Raw genomic sequence first — 16,336 nt, forward strand, 5'->3', positions numbered from 1 at the left:
TCGGCTGAGGCTCACCGTCACGAGCCTTGCGGCTGAGGTTCGCCATAACACGCCCTTCGGCTGAGGTCGCCGTCACGCGCCCTTCGGCCGAGGTTCGCCGTCACGTGCCGGAAGGATGATCCGAAAGAGGGCGCCCTTGCCCGGTTCGCTCTCGGCGACGACGATACCGCCGTGTGCCTCCACCAGCGTGGCCGCGATCGACAGCCCCAGCCCCGCCCCGCCCGCCGCCCGCGCCGGGTCCGCGCGGTAGAAGCGTTCGAACACCCGCTCCGCCACCTCCTCCGCGAACCCGGGCCCCTCGTCGGCCACCTCCACCACGGCCCGGTCGCCGTCCACGCCCACGCGCACCTGGAACGCGGTGCCGGGCGGGGTGTGGGTGAGCGCGTTGGCGACGAGGTTGTTGATCACCTGGGCCAGGCGTGGCTCGTCGCCGGTCACGACGACGTCGCCTTCGCCGCCGAAGAGCCGGACCAGCTCGATCCTCCGGTCGGGGGCGAGCGTCTGGGCGTCGATCACGGCGGTGGCGGCCAGGCTGAGCAGGTCCACGGGCCGGGTCGCCAGCTCGCGTCGCTGGTCGAGCCGGGCCAGCAGCAGCATGTCCTCCACCAGCAGCCCCATCCGCGCCGCCTGCCCCTCGATGCGGCTGAGCAGCCGTACCGCCTCGGCGAGTTCCTTCTCCTCCCCCAGCCGGAACAGCTCGGCGAACCCCCTGATCGAGGTCAGCGGCGTGCGCAGCTCGTGCGAGGCGTCGGCCATGAAGCGGCGCATCACCTCCTCGGAGCGCCGGGCGGCGGTGGCGGACTCGCGCGCCGACTCGGCGGCCTCCTCCCGCTCGCGCACCGCCACCTCGATCTGGGCCAGCATGGCGTTGAGCGAGCGGCCGAGCTTGCCGACCTCCGTGGTGCCGGCCCACATCGGCACGCGGCGCGACAGGTCGCCGCCGGCGATGTCCTTCGCGGTACGCGCGATCTCGCCCAGCGGGCGCAGGCTCCTGCGTACCAGCCAGAAGCAGGCGAACCCGAGCACGACCAGCGTGCCCCCACCGGCCGCGGCCACGATGACGAAGAGCTGGGAGACGGTGGCGTCCACGTCGCCGAGGCTGATGGCGGTCATCCGGGTCAGACCGCCGCGCGTCGGCACGGCGACGACCCGCCAGCTGGGGCCGTCCGCGTAACGCGACTCCACCGTGAAGGGGCGCCCTCGCATGGCGATCACGTCGGCGGCGGTGAGCCGGGGCAGGTCGGGGGTGTTCGTCTCGGTGGACTCGCTGATGATCCGGACCAGATCACCGCCCGGGCTGAGCACGACGCCGTGGAACAGGCCGAAGAAGCGCTGAGTGCGCCCGTCGGGACGCGGTTCGGCCGGCGGGGGCGGGTCTCGCGGCAGCGCGGCCACGCGGAGCTGCTGGTCGACGCGCTCGACGAGGTAGCTGCGCAGCAGTCGTACGGCGAACAGGCCGGTCAGCGTGATGGCGAGGGTGACCAGCAGGAGGGTCGCCGACACCAGGCGCAGCCAGAGCGGCGCCCTGGCCAGCTGCTTCCTGAGCCGCGCGTACGGGCGCGGCTTCTTCCCGGACCGCGCGTGCGGCTTCTTCCCGGGACGCGGCGGGAGCGGCGGCTTCTTGGGCGCGGTCATATGCGGGCGGTCATATGCGGGGCGGGCGCAGGATGTAGCCGACCCCGCGCAGCGTGTGCAGGTACTTGCGCTCGCCGGTGTCGACCTTGCGGCGCAGGTAGGACACGTACGACTCCACGAGCCCGACGTCGGTGCGCCAGTCGCCGTTCCAGACGTGGTCGAGGATCTGCGTCTTCGACAGGACCCGGCCGGTGTTGAGCATGAAGTACCGCAGCAGCCTGAACTCCGTCGGCGACAGCCGAACGGGCACGCCGTCTCGCCAGACCTCGTGGCTCTCCTCGTCCAGCTCCAGGTCGGCGACCCGGATCCGGTTCGGCGGCGGCGTGCCGCGCCGGGTCCTGCGCAGCACGGCCCTGATCCTGGCGATGACCTCCTCCAGGCTGAACGGCTTGGTCACGTAGTCCTCGCCGAGGCCCAGCCCGGCGATCCTGTCCTCGGGCGTGTCCTTGGCGGTCACGAACAGCACCGGGACCCGCCGGCCGCGCGAGTGCAGCCGGCCGGCCACCGTCAGGCCGTCGAGGTCGGGGAGCATCACGTCGAGCATCACCAGGTCGGGCGAGCTCTCCTCGGCCACCCGCAGCGCCTCCTTGCCGTCGGCCGCGGTCAGCACCTCGAACCCGGCCATGCGCAGGCTGGCCGAGAACAGCTCCCTGATGTTGGGCTCGTCGTCGACCACCAGCAGCCTGGCCTCGGGTGCGTTCATCGCGGGCCTCCTCCCTGGGGGCGCTGGAAGCCCTGACCGCCCTCGCTGATCGAGTCGGCGGTGACCGCTCCGTCGGCGCCCTGCTGGCCGCGTACCACGATCGTGCTGCCCTTCCGCAGGTCGGCGACCTTGGCCGGGCGGGAGATCCGCACCGTGGTCTGATCGGTGGTGTTCACCGTGACGGTGGCGCCGTCCGTGGTCCTGACGTAGACGTTGCCGCCCTCGACCTTCTCCACGGTGCCGGCTGTTCCTCCCCCGCCACCGCCCATGCGCTGCCGTCCGCCGGGCTGACGGCTCGCGTCCGGCTGGCGGGCGGCGCCGGGCTGGCCGCCGAAGCGCTGCTGCGCGCCCAGCTGGGCGGCGGCGCCGGCGGAGCCGAACAGGTTCTGCGCCTGGATGCCGACGAGGATCCCGGCCACCAGCACCACGCCCGCGCCCAGCGTCATCGTCAGCTTCGACGGGCCCCTGACGGGCCGGACGGCCAGCTCCTCCCGCAGGTCGCCGGGGAACGGCGAGGAGTCCAGGTGGGACATGTCCTTCTCCTTACTCGTCGCGCAAGGCCTGGATCGGCCTGAGCTTGGCCGCCCTGTTGGCGGGATAACTGCCGAAGAACAGCCCGATCGCCAGGGAGACGCCCAGCGCCAGCACGACCGACGACGGCACGAGGACCGGCTCGATGCCGGCCACGCTGAACCTGGTCCCCACGAACGCCACCAGCACCCCGGACAGCCCGCCCACCAGGCTCAGCAACGTGGCCTCCATCAGGAACTGGCCCAGGATCGCGCTCCTGGGCGCCCCGATGGCCTTGCGGATGCCGATCTCGCGCGTGCGCTCGGTGACCGTCACGAGCATGATGTTCGTGATGCCGATGCCGCCGACCAGCAACGAGATCGCGGCGACGGCGCCGAGCAGCACGGTGAAGGTGCCGGTCGCCTCACTGACGGTCTCCTGCAACGTGGCCTGGTTGAGTATGCGGTAGTCGGGATTGTCGTTCGTGATGCCGTGTCGTTGGTTGAGGATAGCCGTGACCTCGGCCTGGGCCGTCGTGGTGGTGCCCGCCCCGGTGGCCTGCACGACGATCTGGCCGAGCGGGCCGAACCCGCTCAGGCTCTGCTGCACGGCCGGCAGCGGCGCGACGGCCACGTCGTCGGCGTCCTGCATGCCGGTGGAGCCCGACGCCTTCAGCACGCCGACCACCGTGAACGGCACCCCGGACACGCTGATCCGCCGCCCGATCGGGTCGGCGTCGCCGAACAGCTCCCCGGCCACGGTCCGGCCGAGCACCACGACCTTCCTGGCGGCCAGGACGTCGTCGTTGAAGAAGTACGTGCCCTCGGACACGGGCTTGTTCACGGCCTCGAAGTAGCTGGGGTAGGTGCCGACGAAGTGCGCGATCGTGTGACTGGCGGCGCCGTACGCGGCGGTGGCGGAGGGGGCGTTGACGATCGGCGAGACGCTTTTGACGGACGGGGCGAGCGTCCGGTCCGTCAGCGCCTTGGCGTCGGCCAGGCTGAGCTGCCTGGCCTGGGTACGCGGCCCGGTGTTCCCGCCGCCGCCCGACGGACCGCGTACGCCACCACCCCCGCCGCCCGAGAAGGACGGGGAGATCGTGAGCGTGTTCGCGCCGAGGCGCTGGATGTTCTGCTGGATGCTGCGCGAGGAGCCCTCTCCGACGGCGACCAGCATGATGACCGCGGCCACCCCGATGAGGATGCCGAGCGTGGTCAGCGCGCTGCGCAGCTTGTTGGCCAGCAGGCCGCGCAGGGCGAAGCGGAGGATCTCGATCCGGTTCACGCGGCGTCCTCGCCCTGGGGCAGCCGCGGCGGCGGGCCGTCCACCGGCGCCTGCCTGCGGTCCTCGACGACCTCGCCGTCCACCAGCCTGATCACCCGCTTGGCGTGCGCGGCCACGTCGTCCTCGTGCGTGATCAGCACGATCGTGCGGCCGGACGCGCTGAGCCGGTCCATGATCTCCAGGACGTCGCCGGTGGAGGCGGTGTCGAGGTTGCCGGTCGGCTCGTCGGCCAGCAGCAGCGCGGGGGCGGTGACCAGCGCCCTGGCCACGGCGACGCGCTGCTGCTGGCCGCCGGAGAGCTGGTTCGGCTCGTGGTGCACGCGGTCGGTCAGGCCGACCTGCTCCAGCGCGGCCAGGGCCCGTTCGCGCCGGGCGGCCTGGGGGATGCCGCCGTACACGAGAGGCAGTTCGACGTTGGCGAGCGCGCTCATGCGCGGGATCAGGTTGAACGACTGGAAGACGAAGCCGACCCTGCGGTTGCGCAGGACGGCGAGCTGGTGCTCGTCGAGACGGCCGGCGTCGGCGCCGTCGATGAGGTACGTGCCCGAGGTCGGGACGTCGAGGCAGCCGAGGATGTTCATCAGCGTGGACTTGCCCGAGCCGGACGCGCCCATGACGGCCACGTAGTCGCCCCGCTCGACGTCCAGGCTGACGCCGCGCAGGGCGCGTACCCGGGCGTCGCCCTCGCCGTACTCCTTGACGAGGTCGCGTACGCGCAGCACGGGCGCGGGGCTCTCCTCCTGGACGGTCATCGCCTGCCTCCGCCCGGCACGCCGCCGCCACCGGGGAAGCCGCCCCCGCCGCCGAACTGGCGCTGGCCGCCCGTCGTGCCGTTCGCGGGCGCCGGGGGCACGATCAGATCGCCTTCCGACACGCCGGACTCGATCTCCGTCAGCGTGCTCCCCCGCACGCCGACCTCGACCGGGACCCTGCTCTGGCGGCCGTCGCGGAGCACGGTGACGGTGCTGCGGCCGCCGCTGGTGGACAGCGCCGTCGAGGGGACGGTGACGACGTCGTCGGCCCGGCCCACCACGACCTCGACGGTGGCCGTCTGGCCCAGCCTGACCTGGCCGGGGACCTCGCCGAAGGTGACCGTGACCGGGTAGCGGACCACGTTGTCGCTGGTCGAGGCGACCGGCTGGATCTGGGTGACCTTGCCGGCGGCCGTCACGCCGGGCAGCGCGTCGAACGTGATCGTGGCCTCCTGGCCCTGCTTGAGCCGGCCGACGTCCGACTCGGTGAAGGTGCCCACGAGCCGCAGTTTGGTGGTGTCGGCCAGCTCGACGAAGCCGGCGGACGTCGTACCGCCCGACGTCGCGCCACCCGACCCGGAGCCGGCCCCCGAACCTGAGCTTGATCCCGAGCCGTCGCCGGAGCCTGTGCTCGTGCCGCCGACCGAGCCGTTCACCGCCGTGATCGTGCCCTTGAACGGCGCCTTCAGCACGGTGGCCGCGACCGTGCGTCGCGCCTCCCGGTAGGCGTTGCGGGCCTTGACGAAGGCGGCGTAGAGCCGGGCCGTGTCCGTCCCGTCGTCGAGGGCGCTGTCGTACGCGGCCTTGGCCGCCGATAGGCTCTCCTGGGCGGCGGTGTCGTCCAGCTTGGCGAGCAGGTCGCCCTTGGCCACCTTGTCCCCGGGCTTGACGTAGATCTTCGCCACTGTTCCGTTCGTACCGAACGAGAGCGCCCTGGACCGGGAGCTCTCGACCGCGCCCGAGGCGGACACCGACGCGGTCACCGAGCCGCGGGAGGCGGTCACCGTCCGCACGGCGCTCTCCCCCGACGCCTGGCCCGTGCCGAGCTGGGAGTAGGCGAGCCCGGCGCCGCCCAGAAGGAGCACCGTGAGCACTCCGTTGGTAATCAGCGCTCTGCGCCTGATCGACACCTTCACGGCGGTGACCCTTGCACACGATGCTGCGCCGCAGCCGCGAGCAGCCTGAACGTTCGCTGACAAGCCGGCGTCCCGCGCGGGCACTCAGGAGACTCTGAGGGTGCTGACAGCTCAGCGCGATCCTGCTGGGTCAGGATGGCCCCTCATGAGACGGACTTTCGCGCTGGGCGGGCTCGCCCTCGCCGTGCTCGTGGCCGGGTCCGGCCTGGCGCTGGCCCTGCGCGACGACACTCCGCCCGCCGTCCGGGTACGGCTGGCCGCCGCCCAGCGCGGGCAGGTCACGGCCGCGGTGAGCGCGGCGGGTGACACCGTGGACGGCTCGCGCAGGGAGCTGGCGTTCGGCTCTTCGGGGACGCTGACGAAGGTGTCCGTCAAGGTCGGGGCCAAGGTGAAGAAGGGCCAGGTGCTGGCCAGGATCGACGGGCGGGCGGCCAGGGAGGCGTACACGGCGGCCAAGGCCGACCTGGCGGCGGCCGAGGAAGCCAGGGACGAGGCCGCGGCGGCCCCCACGACTGGTGGCGGTGACAGGACTCCCGCCACCTGCGTGCCCACGGCCGGTCCCGGGAAGAACGCGACGACGCCCGCGAGCACGGGCCGTGCGACGCCCGTCCCCACCGGCGCTACCCCGATTCCCACCGGCACGACACCGGTCCCCACCGGCGCGACGCCCGCTCCGTCCGGCGGCTCGACGACGTCCGTCCCGACGAACGGCTCAGCAGACCGTGCGGTGAACGGGCCCGCAGACGGGCCGGTGGACGTGACCGGGAACGGCCCGGTTGACGTGGCGGCGGGCACCGCGCGGGGCGCCGGCGGGGGTTACGGACCCGAGGAGCCGTACGGCGCGAAGGCGGATCCTGGGGCGGGCCCGGCACGAGGCAGGAGCCCGCACCCGACGCCCAAGCCGACACCTACGCCGACGCCGGACCCCACGGAACCCGAGCCCCGGCCCACGGTGACGGTCACCGTGACCGAGACCGTCACGGCCACAGCCACAGCAACGGTGACCGCGACCGTCACCACCAGGCCGACCGGTGGCTCCTCGGACGGCGGCACCGAGCACCCAGGAAGCCACCCCTCCATGACCGCCGCCCCACCCGACCGGCCCGCCACCACAACCCCCACCGGACCCCCTGCTGGGCCGCCCACCAGCGCCAAGCCGTCCACCAAGAAGCCCACGGCCACCGGCAAACCCACGGGCGGCACGAAGCCATCGGCGACCGGCAAACCCACACGCGGCGGCAAGCCATCGACCGGCTCCGGCCACCCCTCCCAGGGTTCGTGCGGCGGCACGGGCGCTGCGGGCACCACCAAGGCCGCGGGCACCACAGGCACAGGTGACACTGGCACAGGTGACACAGAGACCAGGACCACAGGAACCGGTGCTGCTGGAACCGGCACCACGGGGACAGGCAGCACGGGGACCGGTGCCACGTATGCCGACACCACCGGTGCTGAGGGGAGCGCGGGGTCGCAGGCCAAGGGCGGCCTGAGCGAGGAGCAGGCCGCGGTGGAGGTGGAGCGCGCCGAGGCCGCCCTCCAGCAGGCGGCCGACGCCGTACGGGCGACCAGAATCGTGGCCCCGGCAGCCGGCACAGTCCTCTCGGTCGCGGGCGGGACCGGAGACAGAGCGGGCACCGGCACCTTCATCAGCCTCGGCGACCTCGACGAGCTGCAGGTCCAGGCCATGGTCACCGAATCCGACGTGGGCCGGCTCAAACTCGGCCAGAAGGCCGTGGTCACGCTGGCCACGCGCGGCGACGAACGCCACGAGGGGACGGTCACGGCCATCGCGCCCACCGCGACCGTCGACGGCCGGCTCGTCCGCTACCCGGTGACGGTCGCCTTCGACGACCCGCCGACCGGGCTCATGCTCGGTCAGACCACGTCGGTGACGATCACGACGGACCAGGCCAGCGACACGATCTACGTCCCCGCCGCAGCGGTACGCAGCCGCTCCGACGGCACACAGGTGGTCACCGTACGATCCGGCGATCAGGACACGGCCAAGGTGGTGCGGACCGGGGTGCGCGGCGACCAGTACGTGGAGGTCGTCTCGGGCCTGGTCGAAAGCGACCAGGTGGTCCTGTCGGATGGCACGTCGGGCGAGTTCCCGGAGGGAAACTGGCCCGGCACCTGAGCCGACCGGCCCGGACGGCAACCACCCGCCCGCCCGGCCCGGTCACCGACCCGGCCGGACTCCAACCACCTGCCATCCGGAGTCCGGCCGGGTCCCACCACACCCACCAAAGCCCCCGAAGTGCCTCAGACGATCCGCTTACCGCCCTCGAAGGACCCGCCAAGGACCGCCGAAGAACCTCGGAGGGCCCGAAGCGGTTGAGCAAACCCTCAGCTTCCTCCCAGCCGACATTCAGCCACCCCAAGACCACCCGCCCGGCCAAGACCCAGCCGGGCGTGCGGACGAACGCAGGGATGGGCGTGGAGCGCGGGCGTGAGACGGAGGCGTGCACTGCGGGCGCGCGGCGCAGGCGTGCGGCAGGTAGGGCGGCCGGACACGGAGACCCGCACGCAAGCTCGACGCGCGGGCGACGCAGCACGCAGCGCAGGAGTCCACCGCGCGCGTGGAGCGCAGGCACGCAGCCCGGGCGTGCAGTCAGGCGTGCAGCGCAGGCGTGAGGCACAGACGTGCGGCAGGTAGCGCCGACCTGCGCACAGGGCTCGGCGCGCGGGAGACCCAGCACGCGGCGCAGGCACCCAGCGCAGACGTGAGGCGCGCAGACGTGCGGGAGGTAGGGCCGAGCACGGAGACCGCGCGCAGACTCGGCGCGCGGGAGACCCGGCACGCGGCGCAGGCGTGGAGCGCGGGCGCGCGCCCCGTGCGGAGGTAGGGCGGCCGGACACACAGGAGACCCGCACGCAGCACGCGGGCGACCCGACGGGCGGGTGGGATTTCAGTCGGTGCGGGGTGGGGCGGCGTGGGCGGCTGCGGCCGTGGTGGCGCTGGCGGACGGGATGGTGATGCGGTGGGAGGTCTTGGCGGGGGCGCCCTTGCGGGAGATGTAGTCCAGGGTTCGGAAGTCCACCGACAGCTCGTCCCTGGTCAGCCGCGCCATCAGATACCCCCGCCGCTGGTCGATGTACGAGATGTGTGGGTTCTCCTGGAGGGCCTCCGCGATCCACGTGCGGTCCCGGTACCCGTCCCCGTCGCTGGCGATCGACGACGCCACCAGTTCCCTGGCCACCACCGGCGAGCCGGGGTCGTCGAAGTCGGTCTTGAGTTCCGCCAGGTGGTGCATGTGCGCGTCCCCGGTCAGCACCACCGGGTTCGGGGTACGCGAGAGCGAGCCGAGCAGCCGGGTGCGCTCGGCCGCGTAGCCGTCCCAGGAGTCGAGGTTCACCTCGCGCCCCGGCCCGACCTTGAAGTCGCGCTGTGCCATCAGGATCTGCTGGCCGAGCAGGTTCCAGCGGGTGGTGGAGCCGTTCAGGCCGCTCTCCAGCCAGCGCCACTGGTCGGCGCCGAGGAGCGTGCGCCGGTCGGAGAGGCGTTCGTCGCAGCCCGCCCGCACGCCGTCGAGGCACGCCTGGTCGTCGCGGAACTGCCGGGTGTCGAGCAGGTGGAAGCGGGCCAGCGTGCCCCAGGAGACGCGCCGGTTCACGCGCAGCACCGCCCCTTGGAGGCTGCCCCCGCGCAGCGGCATGTTCTCGTAGTACGCGCGGAACGCCTGCGCCCGGCGCTGCTCGAACCCCGCCGCGCCGGTGCTGGAGACGGGGCCTGCCCAGTTGTTCTCCACCTCGTGGTCGTCGAACGACACCAGCCACGGCGCCACCGCGTGCGCGGCCTGCAGGTCGGGGTCGCTCTTGTACTGGGCGTGCCGCAGCCGGTAGCCGGCGAGCGTGCGGCACTTGCCCGGCGTGTGGGTGCGGACGCGGCCGGCCAGGGCGGTGTAGCCGCTGGGGCCGTACTCGTACATGTAGTCGCCGAGGAAGACCACCAGGTCGGGCTCCTGCTCGGCCAGGCGGCGGTAGGCGGTGTAGTAGCCGTGCTCGTAGTGCGCGCACGCGGCCACGGCGAACGTGAGCGGCGTCTCCCCCGCCGGCGTCGTCCGGGTGCGGCCGGCCGGTGAGAGGCGGCCCTGGCTCCTGAACCGGTAGAAGTAGTCGCGCCCCGGCCGCAGCCCCTTCAGCTCCACGTGCACGCTGTGGGCGGCGCGCGCCCTGGCGGTGGCCGTACCGGATTCGACGATCTTGGAGAAGCGCTCGTCCGTGGCGACCTGCCAGTCCACCGCCACGTCGCGGGAGGGCATGCCGCCGCGGCCGTCCCCGCTCATCGGGTCGGTGGCGAGCCTGGTCCACAGCACGAAGCCGTCGGCCGAGGGGTCGCCCGAGGCCACGCCGAGCGTGAACGGGTCGGCTCTGAGCGCTCTGGACGAGGAGGCCGCCGCCGGGGCGGCGGGCTGCGGGAGGAGGAGGCCGGCTGTCGCCGCTGTCAGGAAGGCTCTGCGGTCCACGTCATCAGGTATCGCCGCCCGCGCTGACTCCGCCGTGACAGCGGAGTCAAGCGCGGGTGAACAGCATCGGTACGGTCGAACGTGCGGTCAGTGGACGGGACCGGGGACGTCCGGGAGGGCGGCGCGCAGCGCGGTGGCGTCGGTGAAGTGCACGCCGGTCATGCCCGCCAGCCGCGCCCCCTCGACGTTCTCCTCCCGGTCGTCGATGAAGACGATCTCGGCGGGGTCGGCGCCGAGCGCGGCGGCCAGGTGGTCGTAGATGGCCCGGTCGGGCTTGACCAGCCCCATCCTGCCGCTGTAGAAGCGGTGCCCGATCGCGGCGATCCAGGGCAGCTCGTCGAGGCCGTCACCGACGCAGACGGGCGCGTTGGACAGCAGCGCCACGTCGCGGCCCGCCGTGAGCAGGTCGTCGAGCAGGGCGACCGTGCCCTCGTCGGGGTAGGCCCAGCTCGCCACGTCTCTGGCGACCAGCCGGGCGACCTCGGTCGTGGTGGCGGGTCTGTCCAGGACGGCCGACCAGTAGGCGTGCGGGCTGAGGCCGCCCCGGTCGAACTCCAGGCGGTGCTCCCAGTAGCGGAGCTTGAACGGGCCGGGCTCGGCTCCCACGGCCCGCGCCATGGCGTCGGCGTCGGACTCGGGCTGGGGCAGGGACAGGACACCGCCGTAGTCGAAGACAATCCACGTCATGCCACGAATGGTCGCAGATGCGGGTCGAGCGCCGGGCAGCCCAGGTACTTCTCCACGGTGTGGAAGTCGATCCAGTCGAGGTTCACCAGCTCTTCGACGTCCACGCCGGTGAAGCTGGCGGCCAGCGCGGGCGGGATGGCGGCGATGTCGTCCTTGTCGGCGATGTTCACCCAGCGGCCGACGCCCGCGGGCCGCTCGCCGCGGCCGTTGACGGGGGCGGGCAGGAGGCGTTCGAACACGACGTTGCGCATGCCCAGCGGGCTGCCGAGGGTGACGAGCAGGTCGACCTCGAGGTCCGGGTTCGCCCACAGGGCCTCGTACGCGACCACGCTGCCGAGCGAGTGGGCGATGACGACCTTGGGCCGGTTCCGCCTGATCACCTCCGCCACCGCCTGCCGGGACTTCTCCCGCTTGGCCGCGTCGGTGAGGTAGGCGGCGACCTCCGGCGCGAACAGCTTGGCGAACGCCGCCGACCTGCCGTCCAGCCGGTTGAGCAGCCAGCCGGTGGCCGACTTCAGCACGCCGGTGACGTGCTCGCCCACGCCGAGGTTGCGCGCCCAGCCGATGAGCACCTGCTGGGCCTGCAGCTCCATGGCGGCGGCCGCCCGGCGCGGCACGGCCGCGTCACGGCCGTCGTCGTCGTACAGCAGGTGGGAGAAGTAGGCGATCTCGGCGAAGTACGCCCGCGCCTCGCCGCCGAGCGCGGCGTGCAGGTAGCGGTCCCACTTGCGCCGCATCGCCTCGGCCGCGCCCGTGGCGGACCGGCCGGCCTGGAGGTAATAGTTGTACTTGCCGATCCCGTGAACGCCGACGATGCCCGCCATCCGCGCCTCCCCTGCCCCGTGATCTTCTCGCGCGATTTTGGCATACGCCGCTTGCACCCGGCCGTCAACCAGGTGCCGGCGGGAGAAAACCACTGGGGGCGGCATAGGTCGCCCCGATACGGTGACATGTCACTGAAGAACGCTCGTTCCCGAACAGGAGCCCCACCCATGCCCGGCCCGCTGGTCGTCAACAACTCGATCGTCATCCCCGACGTCGAGCTCGTCTGGCGCTTCTCCCGCTCCTCAGGTCCGGGCGGCCAGGGTGTCAACACCACCGACAGCCGGGTGGAGCTGACCTTCGACGTGGCCGCGACCACCGCGCTGACGCCTGCGCTCAAGGCGCGGGCGATCGAGCGGCTGGGCTCCGGCACGATCACGATCGCCGCCTCCGAATACCGCTCCCAGCTGCGCAACCGGGAGGCCGCCCTGCACCGGCTGGCGCAGCGGCTGCGCGAGGCCGTGGCCCCGCCGCCCAAGCGCCGCCGTGCCACCAAGCCGAGCAGGGGCGCCGTCGAGCGGCGGATCAAGTCCAAGAAGCACCGCTCCGACGTCAAGCGCCTGCGCCGCGACCCCTGAGTCCCCGGTACGAGATCAGGGGATCAGGCGCGGCAACCGGGTGACCAGGGCGGCGAGATAGCCCGCCACGGCCTGCGGGATCAGGTTCCTGGCGTGCAGCTCGGAGCGGGCCAGGGGAACGTGCTCCACCTCGTACAGCCCGTACGCCGGGTCCTCGAACTCCGGCCCGTGACGCAGCTCCGGGTCCATCGTCTTCAACCTGCAGCCGAAAACATGCTGCGTCTTGACCTCGCCCCGCCACGGGTACGACACGGTGACCAGAGGCGTCACCGCGTACACCGTCGCGCCCAGCTCTTCCAGCAGCTCCCGGTGCAGGGTGTCCTCCAGCGAGCCGTCCTCCGGCTCGACGTGCCCGCCCGGCACCGACCAGTAGAGCGGGCGCCCCGGCACCGTGCGCCGGAACAGGACCAGCCGTTCGTCATGGTCGAGCAGGACACCACGGACACTGGGTCGCATACAACCACCCTATTTGACCGGTATGTCCTTCGGGTAGCCTAACCTACGGTACCGTAACCTGAAGGAGAAGATCATAGATGGCGATGACTCAGACGGAACTCCTCCACGAGCTCGAGCCGGTGGTCGCGGGAGAGCTCGACCGGCACGAGAAGATGGCCAAGGAGTGGTTCCCGCACGAGTACGTACCGTGGAGCCAGGGCCGCGACTTCGACGGCATCTACGGCGGCGAGGCGTGGCAGGACGCCGACTCCAAGATCCCGGAAGCGGCCCGCGTGTCGCTCATCGTCAACCTCCTCACCGAGGACAACCTGCCCAGCTACCACCACGAGATCGCGACGACCTTCGGCCGTGACGGCGCCTGGGGCACGTGGGTGCACCGGTGGACGGCCGAGGAGGACCGCCACGGCACCGCCATCCGCGACTACCTCACCGTCACCCGCGCCGTCGACCCGGTGGCGCTGGAGCGGGCGCGCATGGCGCACATGGAGAGCGGGTTCGTCACCGAGTACGACACGATGCTGCAGCAGCTGGCGTACGTCTCCTTCCAGGAGCTGGCCACCCGCATCGCGCACCGCAACACCGGCCGGGCCTCCGGCGACGAGGGCTGCGAGCGGCTGCTGGCCAGGATCGCCGCCGACGAGAACCTGCACATGCTCTTCTACCGCAACCTGCTCAAGGCGGCCTTCGAGCTCGACCCCAACCAGACGATGCGCGCGGTGACCGACGTGGTCACCACCTTCCAGATGCCCGGCCAGGGCATGGACGGCTTCGCCCGCAAGGCCCTGATCATCGCCAACGAGGGCATCTACGACCTGCGGCTGCACCTCGACGACGTGCTCATGCCGGTCCTGCGCCAGTGGTCGGTGTTCGACAAGAGCGGGCTCGACGCCGAGGGTGAGAAGGCACGCGAGGAGCTGTCCGCGTTCCTGGCCAGGACCGAGGCCACCGCCGCCAAGTTCGTCGAGCGCCGCGAGGAGCGCCGCGCCCGCGCCGCCGCCCGAGGCTGAGCGAACGGACGAGACCGAACAGAGGCGAACCGCCGGGCGTGCGCGCCCTCGCCCGGCGATACCGGTACGAGCACGTCGATTTCCCCTGACAAGGAACATGACGGGACACTCGTGTCGGCGTGGGAGGATCCTGGCCCATGGACATTCCCACCGCTGTGGTCGTCGGGATCGCCACACTGCTGACCATCATCCTGCTCGCGGTCGCGACGCAGCGGCTGCTGGATGTCAGGTTCGGCGCGCTGCGCACGTTCCTGGCCGCGCTGCTCGCGTTCGGGCTGGCGCAGCCGGTGCTGGAGCCGATCCTGGGCACGATCGGCCCGATGGACGGCACGCGGCCGCCCGACGCGGCCGCCCTGGGCATGCTCCTGCTGGTCCTCATGTGCATGGTGCTCATCCCGATGACGCTGCTGGTGGTGGCCGAGGCGCTGGTGCCGCCCGGCTCGCTGCCCGGGCCGCTGGAGCTGGCCAGGTCCGTACGCGGCCGCCTGTCCCGGGGCCGGCGTTACTCCCAGATCACCAGGATCGCCGTCAGGCACGGCCTCGGCCCCTATCTGCGCGGGCGGGGCGAGCGGCTGGACGACCGCTCGGGCAAGCTGCGCCTGGCCGCGTCGCTGCGCGCGGCGCTGGACGACGGCGGGGTGACGTTCGTCAAGCTCGGGCAGGTGCTGTCCACCCGGCGTGACCTGCTGCCCGCCGAGTTCGTCGAGGAGCTCGGACGGCTGCAGGACCAGGTCGCCCCGGCCCTGTGGGAGCAGATCGAGCCGGTGCTGCGCGCGGAGCTGGGCGGGCCGGTGGACGAGGTGTTCGCCGAGTTCGACCGGACGCCGCTGGCCGCCGCCTCGATCGGGCAGGTGCACGCCGCCCGGCTGCGCTCCGGCGCGGACGTCGTGGTCAAGGTGCAGCGGCCGGGCATCGAGGCGGTCGTGGGCAAGGACCTGGAGATCGTCCGGCGGCTGGCCGCGACGCTGGAGAGCAGGACCCGGTGGGGCCGCTCGCTCGGCCTGCGCGACCTGGCCGAGGGGTTCGCCACGGCGATCAGGGAGGAGCTCGACTTCCGCGTCGAGGCCGCCAACATGGCCGCCGTCTCCGCCTCCCGCGGCACTTCCGCCGAACCCGCCGACCTCGCAGGCGCAGGCGACCTCCGGAACGGAGGCGGCGCGGCCGTCGCCTATCCCGCGCCGGTCGGCGCCATGTGCTCGGAGCGGGTGCTGGTCATGGAGCGCCTGTCGGGGCGGCCGGTCACCGCGGCGGGGCCGGAAGAGGGTCCGCGCCTGGCCCGCGACCTGCTCGACTGCCTGCTCAGGCAGATCCTGGTCGAGGGCGTCTTCCACGCCGACCCGCACCCGGGCAACCTCATGCTGCTCGACGACGGCACGCTGGGCCTGCTCGACTTCGGCTCGGTCGGCCGGCTCGACGGCTCCGTGCGCTCGGCGCTCCAGCGCTTCCTGCTCGCGATGAACCGCCAGGACCCCCTGGGCGTCACGGACGCGCTGCTGGAGGTCGTGCCCAGGCCGGAGGAGATCGACGAGCCCGCCCTCGAACGGGCCCTCGGCCAGTTCATGGCCAGGCACCTGGGGCCCGGCATGGACAGCGCGCGGATGTTCACCGACCTGTTCAGGATCGTCTCGGAGTACGGCCTGTCGATCCCGCCCGAGGTGGCCGCCGTCTTCCGCGCCCTGGCCACCCTGGAGGGCACGCTGGTGCGCCTGTCGCCCGGCTTCAACCTGATCGGCGAGGCCCGCGCGTTCGCCGGCCGTTACCTCAGCGAGCAGGTCACCCCCGAGACGATCAAGGAGTCGCTCACCCATGAGCTGACCGCGCTGGTGCCGATGTTGCGCCGCCTGCCGCGCCGGGTCGAGCGGATCGCCAGCGCCGCCGAGCACGGCCGCTTCGCCGTCAACGTGCGCCTGCTGGCCGACGAGCGCGACCGCCGCTACGTGACGGGACTGCTGCACCAGGTGCTGCTCACGGTGCTGGGCGCGACGGCCGGGCTGATGGCGGTCATCCTCCTCGGCACCGACGGCGGGGCCCCGGTGGTGGGCTCGACGGGCCTGCTCCACCTCATCGGCTACAACCTGCTGGTGATCTCGGCGATCCTGGGGCTGCGGGTGCTGGCGCTCGTCTTCCGCCGCCCCCGGGCGTCCGACGAACGCATGAGCGCCCGGTAGGCGAACGCGCGAGCACCCGGCAGGCGAGCGCGCGGGACGGGCGCCCGGTAGACGGATCTACCAGCGTGTCCCCGCGGACGGCAAAGGCTGTGCGCCTCTTGACCCGGCCGTGGTCTTGGACATCCGCGGCAT

General features: G+C 72.5%; 14 protein-coding genes. 4 read left to right on the forward strand and 10 right to left on the reverse strand.

Going from position 1 to position 16,336, the window contains the following annotated elements; translation table 11 throughout:
- Positions 1–72: 72 nt before the first annotated feature.
- Genes B0I32_RS29000 through B0I32_RS29025 form a run of 6 tightly spaced genes read right to left on the reverse strand, consistent with a single transcriptional unit; the run spans position 73 to position 5,969 of the window.
- Entirely contained in the window at positions 73–1,635 is a 1,563-nt protein-coding gene (locus B0I32_RS29000) for a sensor histidine kinase (RefSeq protein WP_106245152.1), read from the reverse strand.
- A 10-nt stretch (positions 1,636–1,645) separates the two neighbouring features.
- Positions 1,646–2,338: a response regulator transcription factor gene (locus B0I32_RS29005; protein WP_106245153.1), complete on the reverse strand. Its 693-nt coding sequence runs from the start codon at positions 2,336–2,338 to the stop codon at positions 1,646–1,648.
- Positions 2,335–2,871: a hypothetical protein gene (locus B0I32_RS29010; RefSeq protein ID WP_106245155.1), complete on the reverse strand. Its 537-nt coding sequence runs from the start codon at positions 2,869–2,871 to the stop codon at positions 2,335–2,337. The genes B0I32_RS29005 and B0I32_RS29010 overlap by 4 nt, the downstream gene beginning before the upstream one ends.
- Before the next feature lie 10 nt (positions 2,872–2,881).
- A complete protein-coding gene (locus tag B0I32_RS29015; protein ID WP_106245157.1) occupies positions 2,882–4,132 on the reverse strand; it encodes an ABC transporter permease in 1,251 nt (416 codons plus the stop codon).
- Positions 4,129–4,884 carry an ABC transporter ATP-binding protein gene (locus tag B0I32_RS29020; RefSeq protein ID WP_106245158.1) on the reverse strand — a complete coding sequence of 252 codons (756 nt, stop codon included), beginning with the start codon at positions 4,882–4,884 and terminating at the stop codon, positions 4,129–4,131. Before B0I32_RS29020 ends, B0I32_RS29015 begins: the two co-directional genes overlap by 4 nt.
- Positions 4,881–5,969: an efflux RND transporter periplasmic adaptor subunit gene (locus B0I32_RS29025; RefSeq protein ID WP_245956097.1), complete on the reverse strand. Its 1,089-nt coding sequence runs from the start codon at positions 5,967–5,969 to the stop codon at positions 4,881–4,883. Before B0I32_RS29025 ends, B0I32_RS29020 begins: the two co-directional genes overlap by 4 nt.
- 196 nt (positions 5,970–6,165) lie before the next feature.
- Here B0I32_RS29025 and B0I32_RS61045 point away from each other — a divergent pair, with 196 nt between their 5' ends.
- Complete coding sequence (locus B0I32_RS61045) at positions 6,166–8,157, forward strand: efflux RND transporter periplasmic adaptor subunit (RefSeq protein ID WP_106245160.1); 1,992 nt, start codon at positions 6,166–6,168, stop codon at positions 8,155–8,157.
- A gap of 772 nt (positions 8,158–8,929) precedes the next feature.
- On the opposite strand, the gene B0I32_RS29035 is transcribed toward B0I32_RS61045, so the two are convergent.
- The 3 genes from B0I32_RS29035 to B0I32_RS29045 form a co-directional block, all read right to left on the reverse strand.
- Entirely contained in the window at positions 8,930–10,486 is a 1,557-nt protein-coding gene (locus tag B0I32_RS29035) for an alkaline phosphatase D family protein (RefSeq protein ID WP_106245161.1), read from the reverse strand.
- 87 nt (positions 10,487–10,573) lie between these two features.
- Positions 10,574–11,173, reverse strand: a complete 600-nt coding sequence (locus B0I32_RS29040) for an HAD family hydrolase (protein ID WP_106245162.1) — start codon at positions 11,171–11,173, stop codon at positions 10,574–10,576.
- Positions 11,170–11,997 carry a hypothetical protein gene (locus tag B0I32_RS29045; protein ID WP_106245164.1) on the reverse strand — a complete coding sequence of 276 codons (828 nt, stop codon included), beginning with the start codon at positions 11,995–11,997 and terminating at the stop codon, positions 11,170–11,172. The genes B0I32_RS29040 and B0I32_RS29045 overlap by 4 nt, the downstream gene beginning before the upstream one ends.
- A gap of 168 nt (positions 11,998–12,165) precedes the next feature.
- Here B0I32_RS29045 and arfB point away from each other — a divergent pair, with 168 nt between their 5' ends.
- A complete protein-coding gene (gene arfB / locus B0I32_RS29050) occupies positions 12,166–12,573 on the forward strand; it encodes an alternative ribosome rescue aminoacyl-tRNA hydrolase ArfB (protein ID WP_106245165.1) in 408 nt (135 codons plus the stop codon).
- Positions 12,574–12,588: 15 nt separating this feature from the next.
- On the opposite strand, the gene B0I32_RS29055 is transcribed toward arfB, so the two are convergent.
- A complete protein-coding gene (locus tag B0I32_RS29055; protein WP_106245167.1) occupies positions 12,589–13,029 on the reverse strand; it encodes an NUDIX domain-containing protein in 441 nt (146 codons plus the stop codon).
- Between the two features lie 77 nt (positions 13,030–13,106).
- Between B0I32_RS29055 and B0I32_RS29060 the strand changes: the two genes are divergently transcribed.
- Complete coding sequence (locus B0I32_RS29060; protein ID WP_106245168.1) at positions 13,107–14,036, forward strand: acyl-ACP desaturase; 930 nt, start codon at positions 13,107–13,109, stop codon at positions 14,034–14,036.
- Between the two features lie 137 nt (positions 14,037–14,173).
- Positions 14,174–16,204, forward strand: coding sequence for an ABC1 kinase family protein (locus tag B0I32_RS29065; RefSeq protein ID WP_106245170.1), 2,031 nt, complete (start codon positions 14,174–14,176; stop codon positions 16,202–16,204).
- Positions 16,205–16,336: the final 132 nt, after the last annotated feature.

This window comes from Nonomuraea fuscirosea, assembly GCF_003001935.1.
Taxonomy (GTDB): Bacteria; Actinomycetota; Actinomycetes; order Streptosporangiales; family Streptosporangiaceae; genus Nonomuraea; species Nonomuraea fuscirosea.

Coding starts and splice junctions, on each gene's coding strand:
- B0I32_RS29000 (WP_106245152.1), bottom strand. CDS start 1,635: ATGACCGCGCCCAAGAAGCCGCCGCTCCCGCCGCGTCCCGGGAAGAAG.
- B0I32_RS29005 (WP_106245153.1), bottom strand. CDS start 2,338: ATGAACGCACCCGAGGCCAGGCTGCTGGTGGTCGACGACGAGCCCAAC.
- B0I32_RS29010 (WP_106245155.1), bottom strand. CDS start 2,871: ATGTCCCACCTGGACTCCTCGCCGTTCCCCGGCGACCTGCGGGAGGAG.
- B0I32_RS29020 (WP_106245158.1), bottom strand. CDS start 4,884: ATGACCGTCCAGGAGGAGAGCCCCGCGCCCGTGCTGCGCGTACGCGAC.
- B0I32_RS61045 (WP_106245160.1), top strand. CDS start 6,166: ATGAGACGGACTTTCGCGCTGGGCGGGCTCGCCCTCGCCGTGCTCGTG.
- B0I32_RS29040 (WP_106245162.1), bottom strand. CDS start 11,173: ATGACGTGGATTGTCTTCGACTACGGCGGTGTCCTGTCCCTGCCCCAG.
- B0I32_RS29045 (WP_106245164.1), bottom strand. CDS start 11,997: ATGGCGGGCATCGTCGGCGTTCACGGGATCGGCAAGTACAACTATTAC.
- arfB (WP_106245165.1), top strand. CDS start 12,166: ATGCCCGGCCCGCTGGTCGTCAACAACTCGATCGTCATCCCCGACGTC.
- B0I32_RS29055 (WP_106245167.1), bottom strand. CDS start 13,029: ATGCGACCCAGTGTCCGTGGTGTCCTGCTCGACCATGACGAACGGCTG.
- B0I32_RS29060 (WP_106245168.1), top strand. CDS start 13,107: ATGGCGATGACTCAGACGGAACTCCTCCACGAGCTCGAGCCGGTGGTC.
- B0I32_RS29065 (WP_106245170.1), top strand. CDS start 14,174: ATGGACATTCCCACCGCTGTGGTCGTCGGGATCGCCACACTGCTGACC.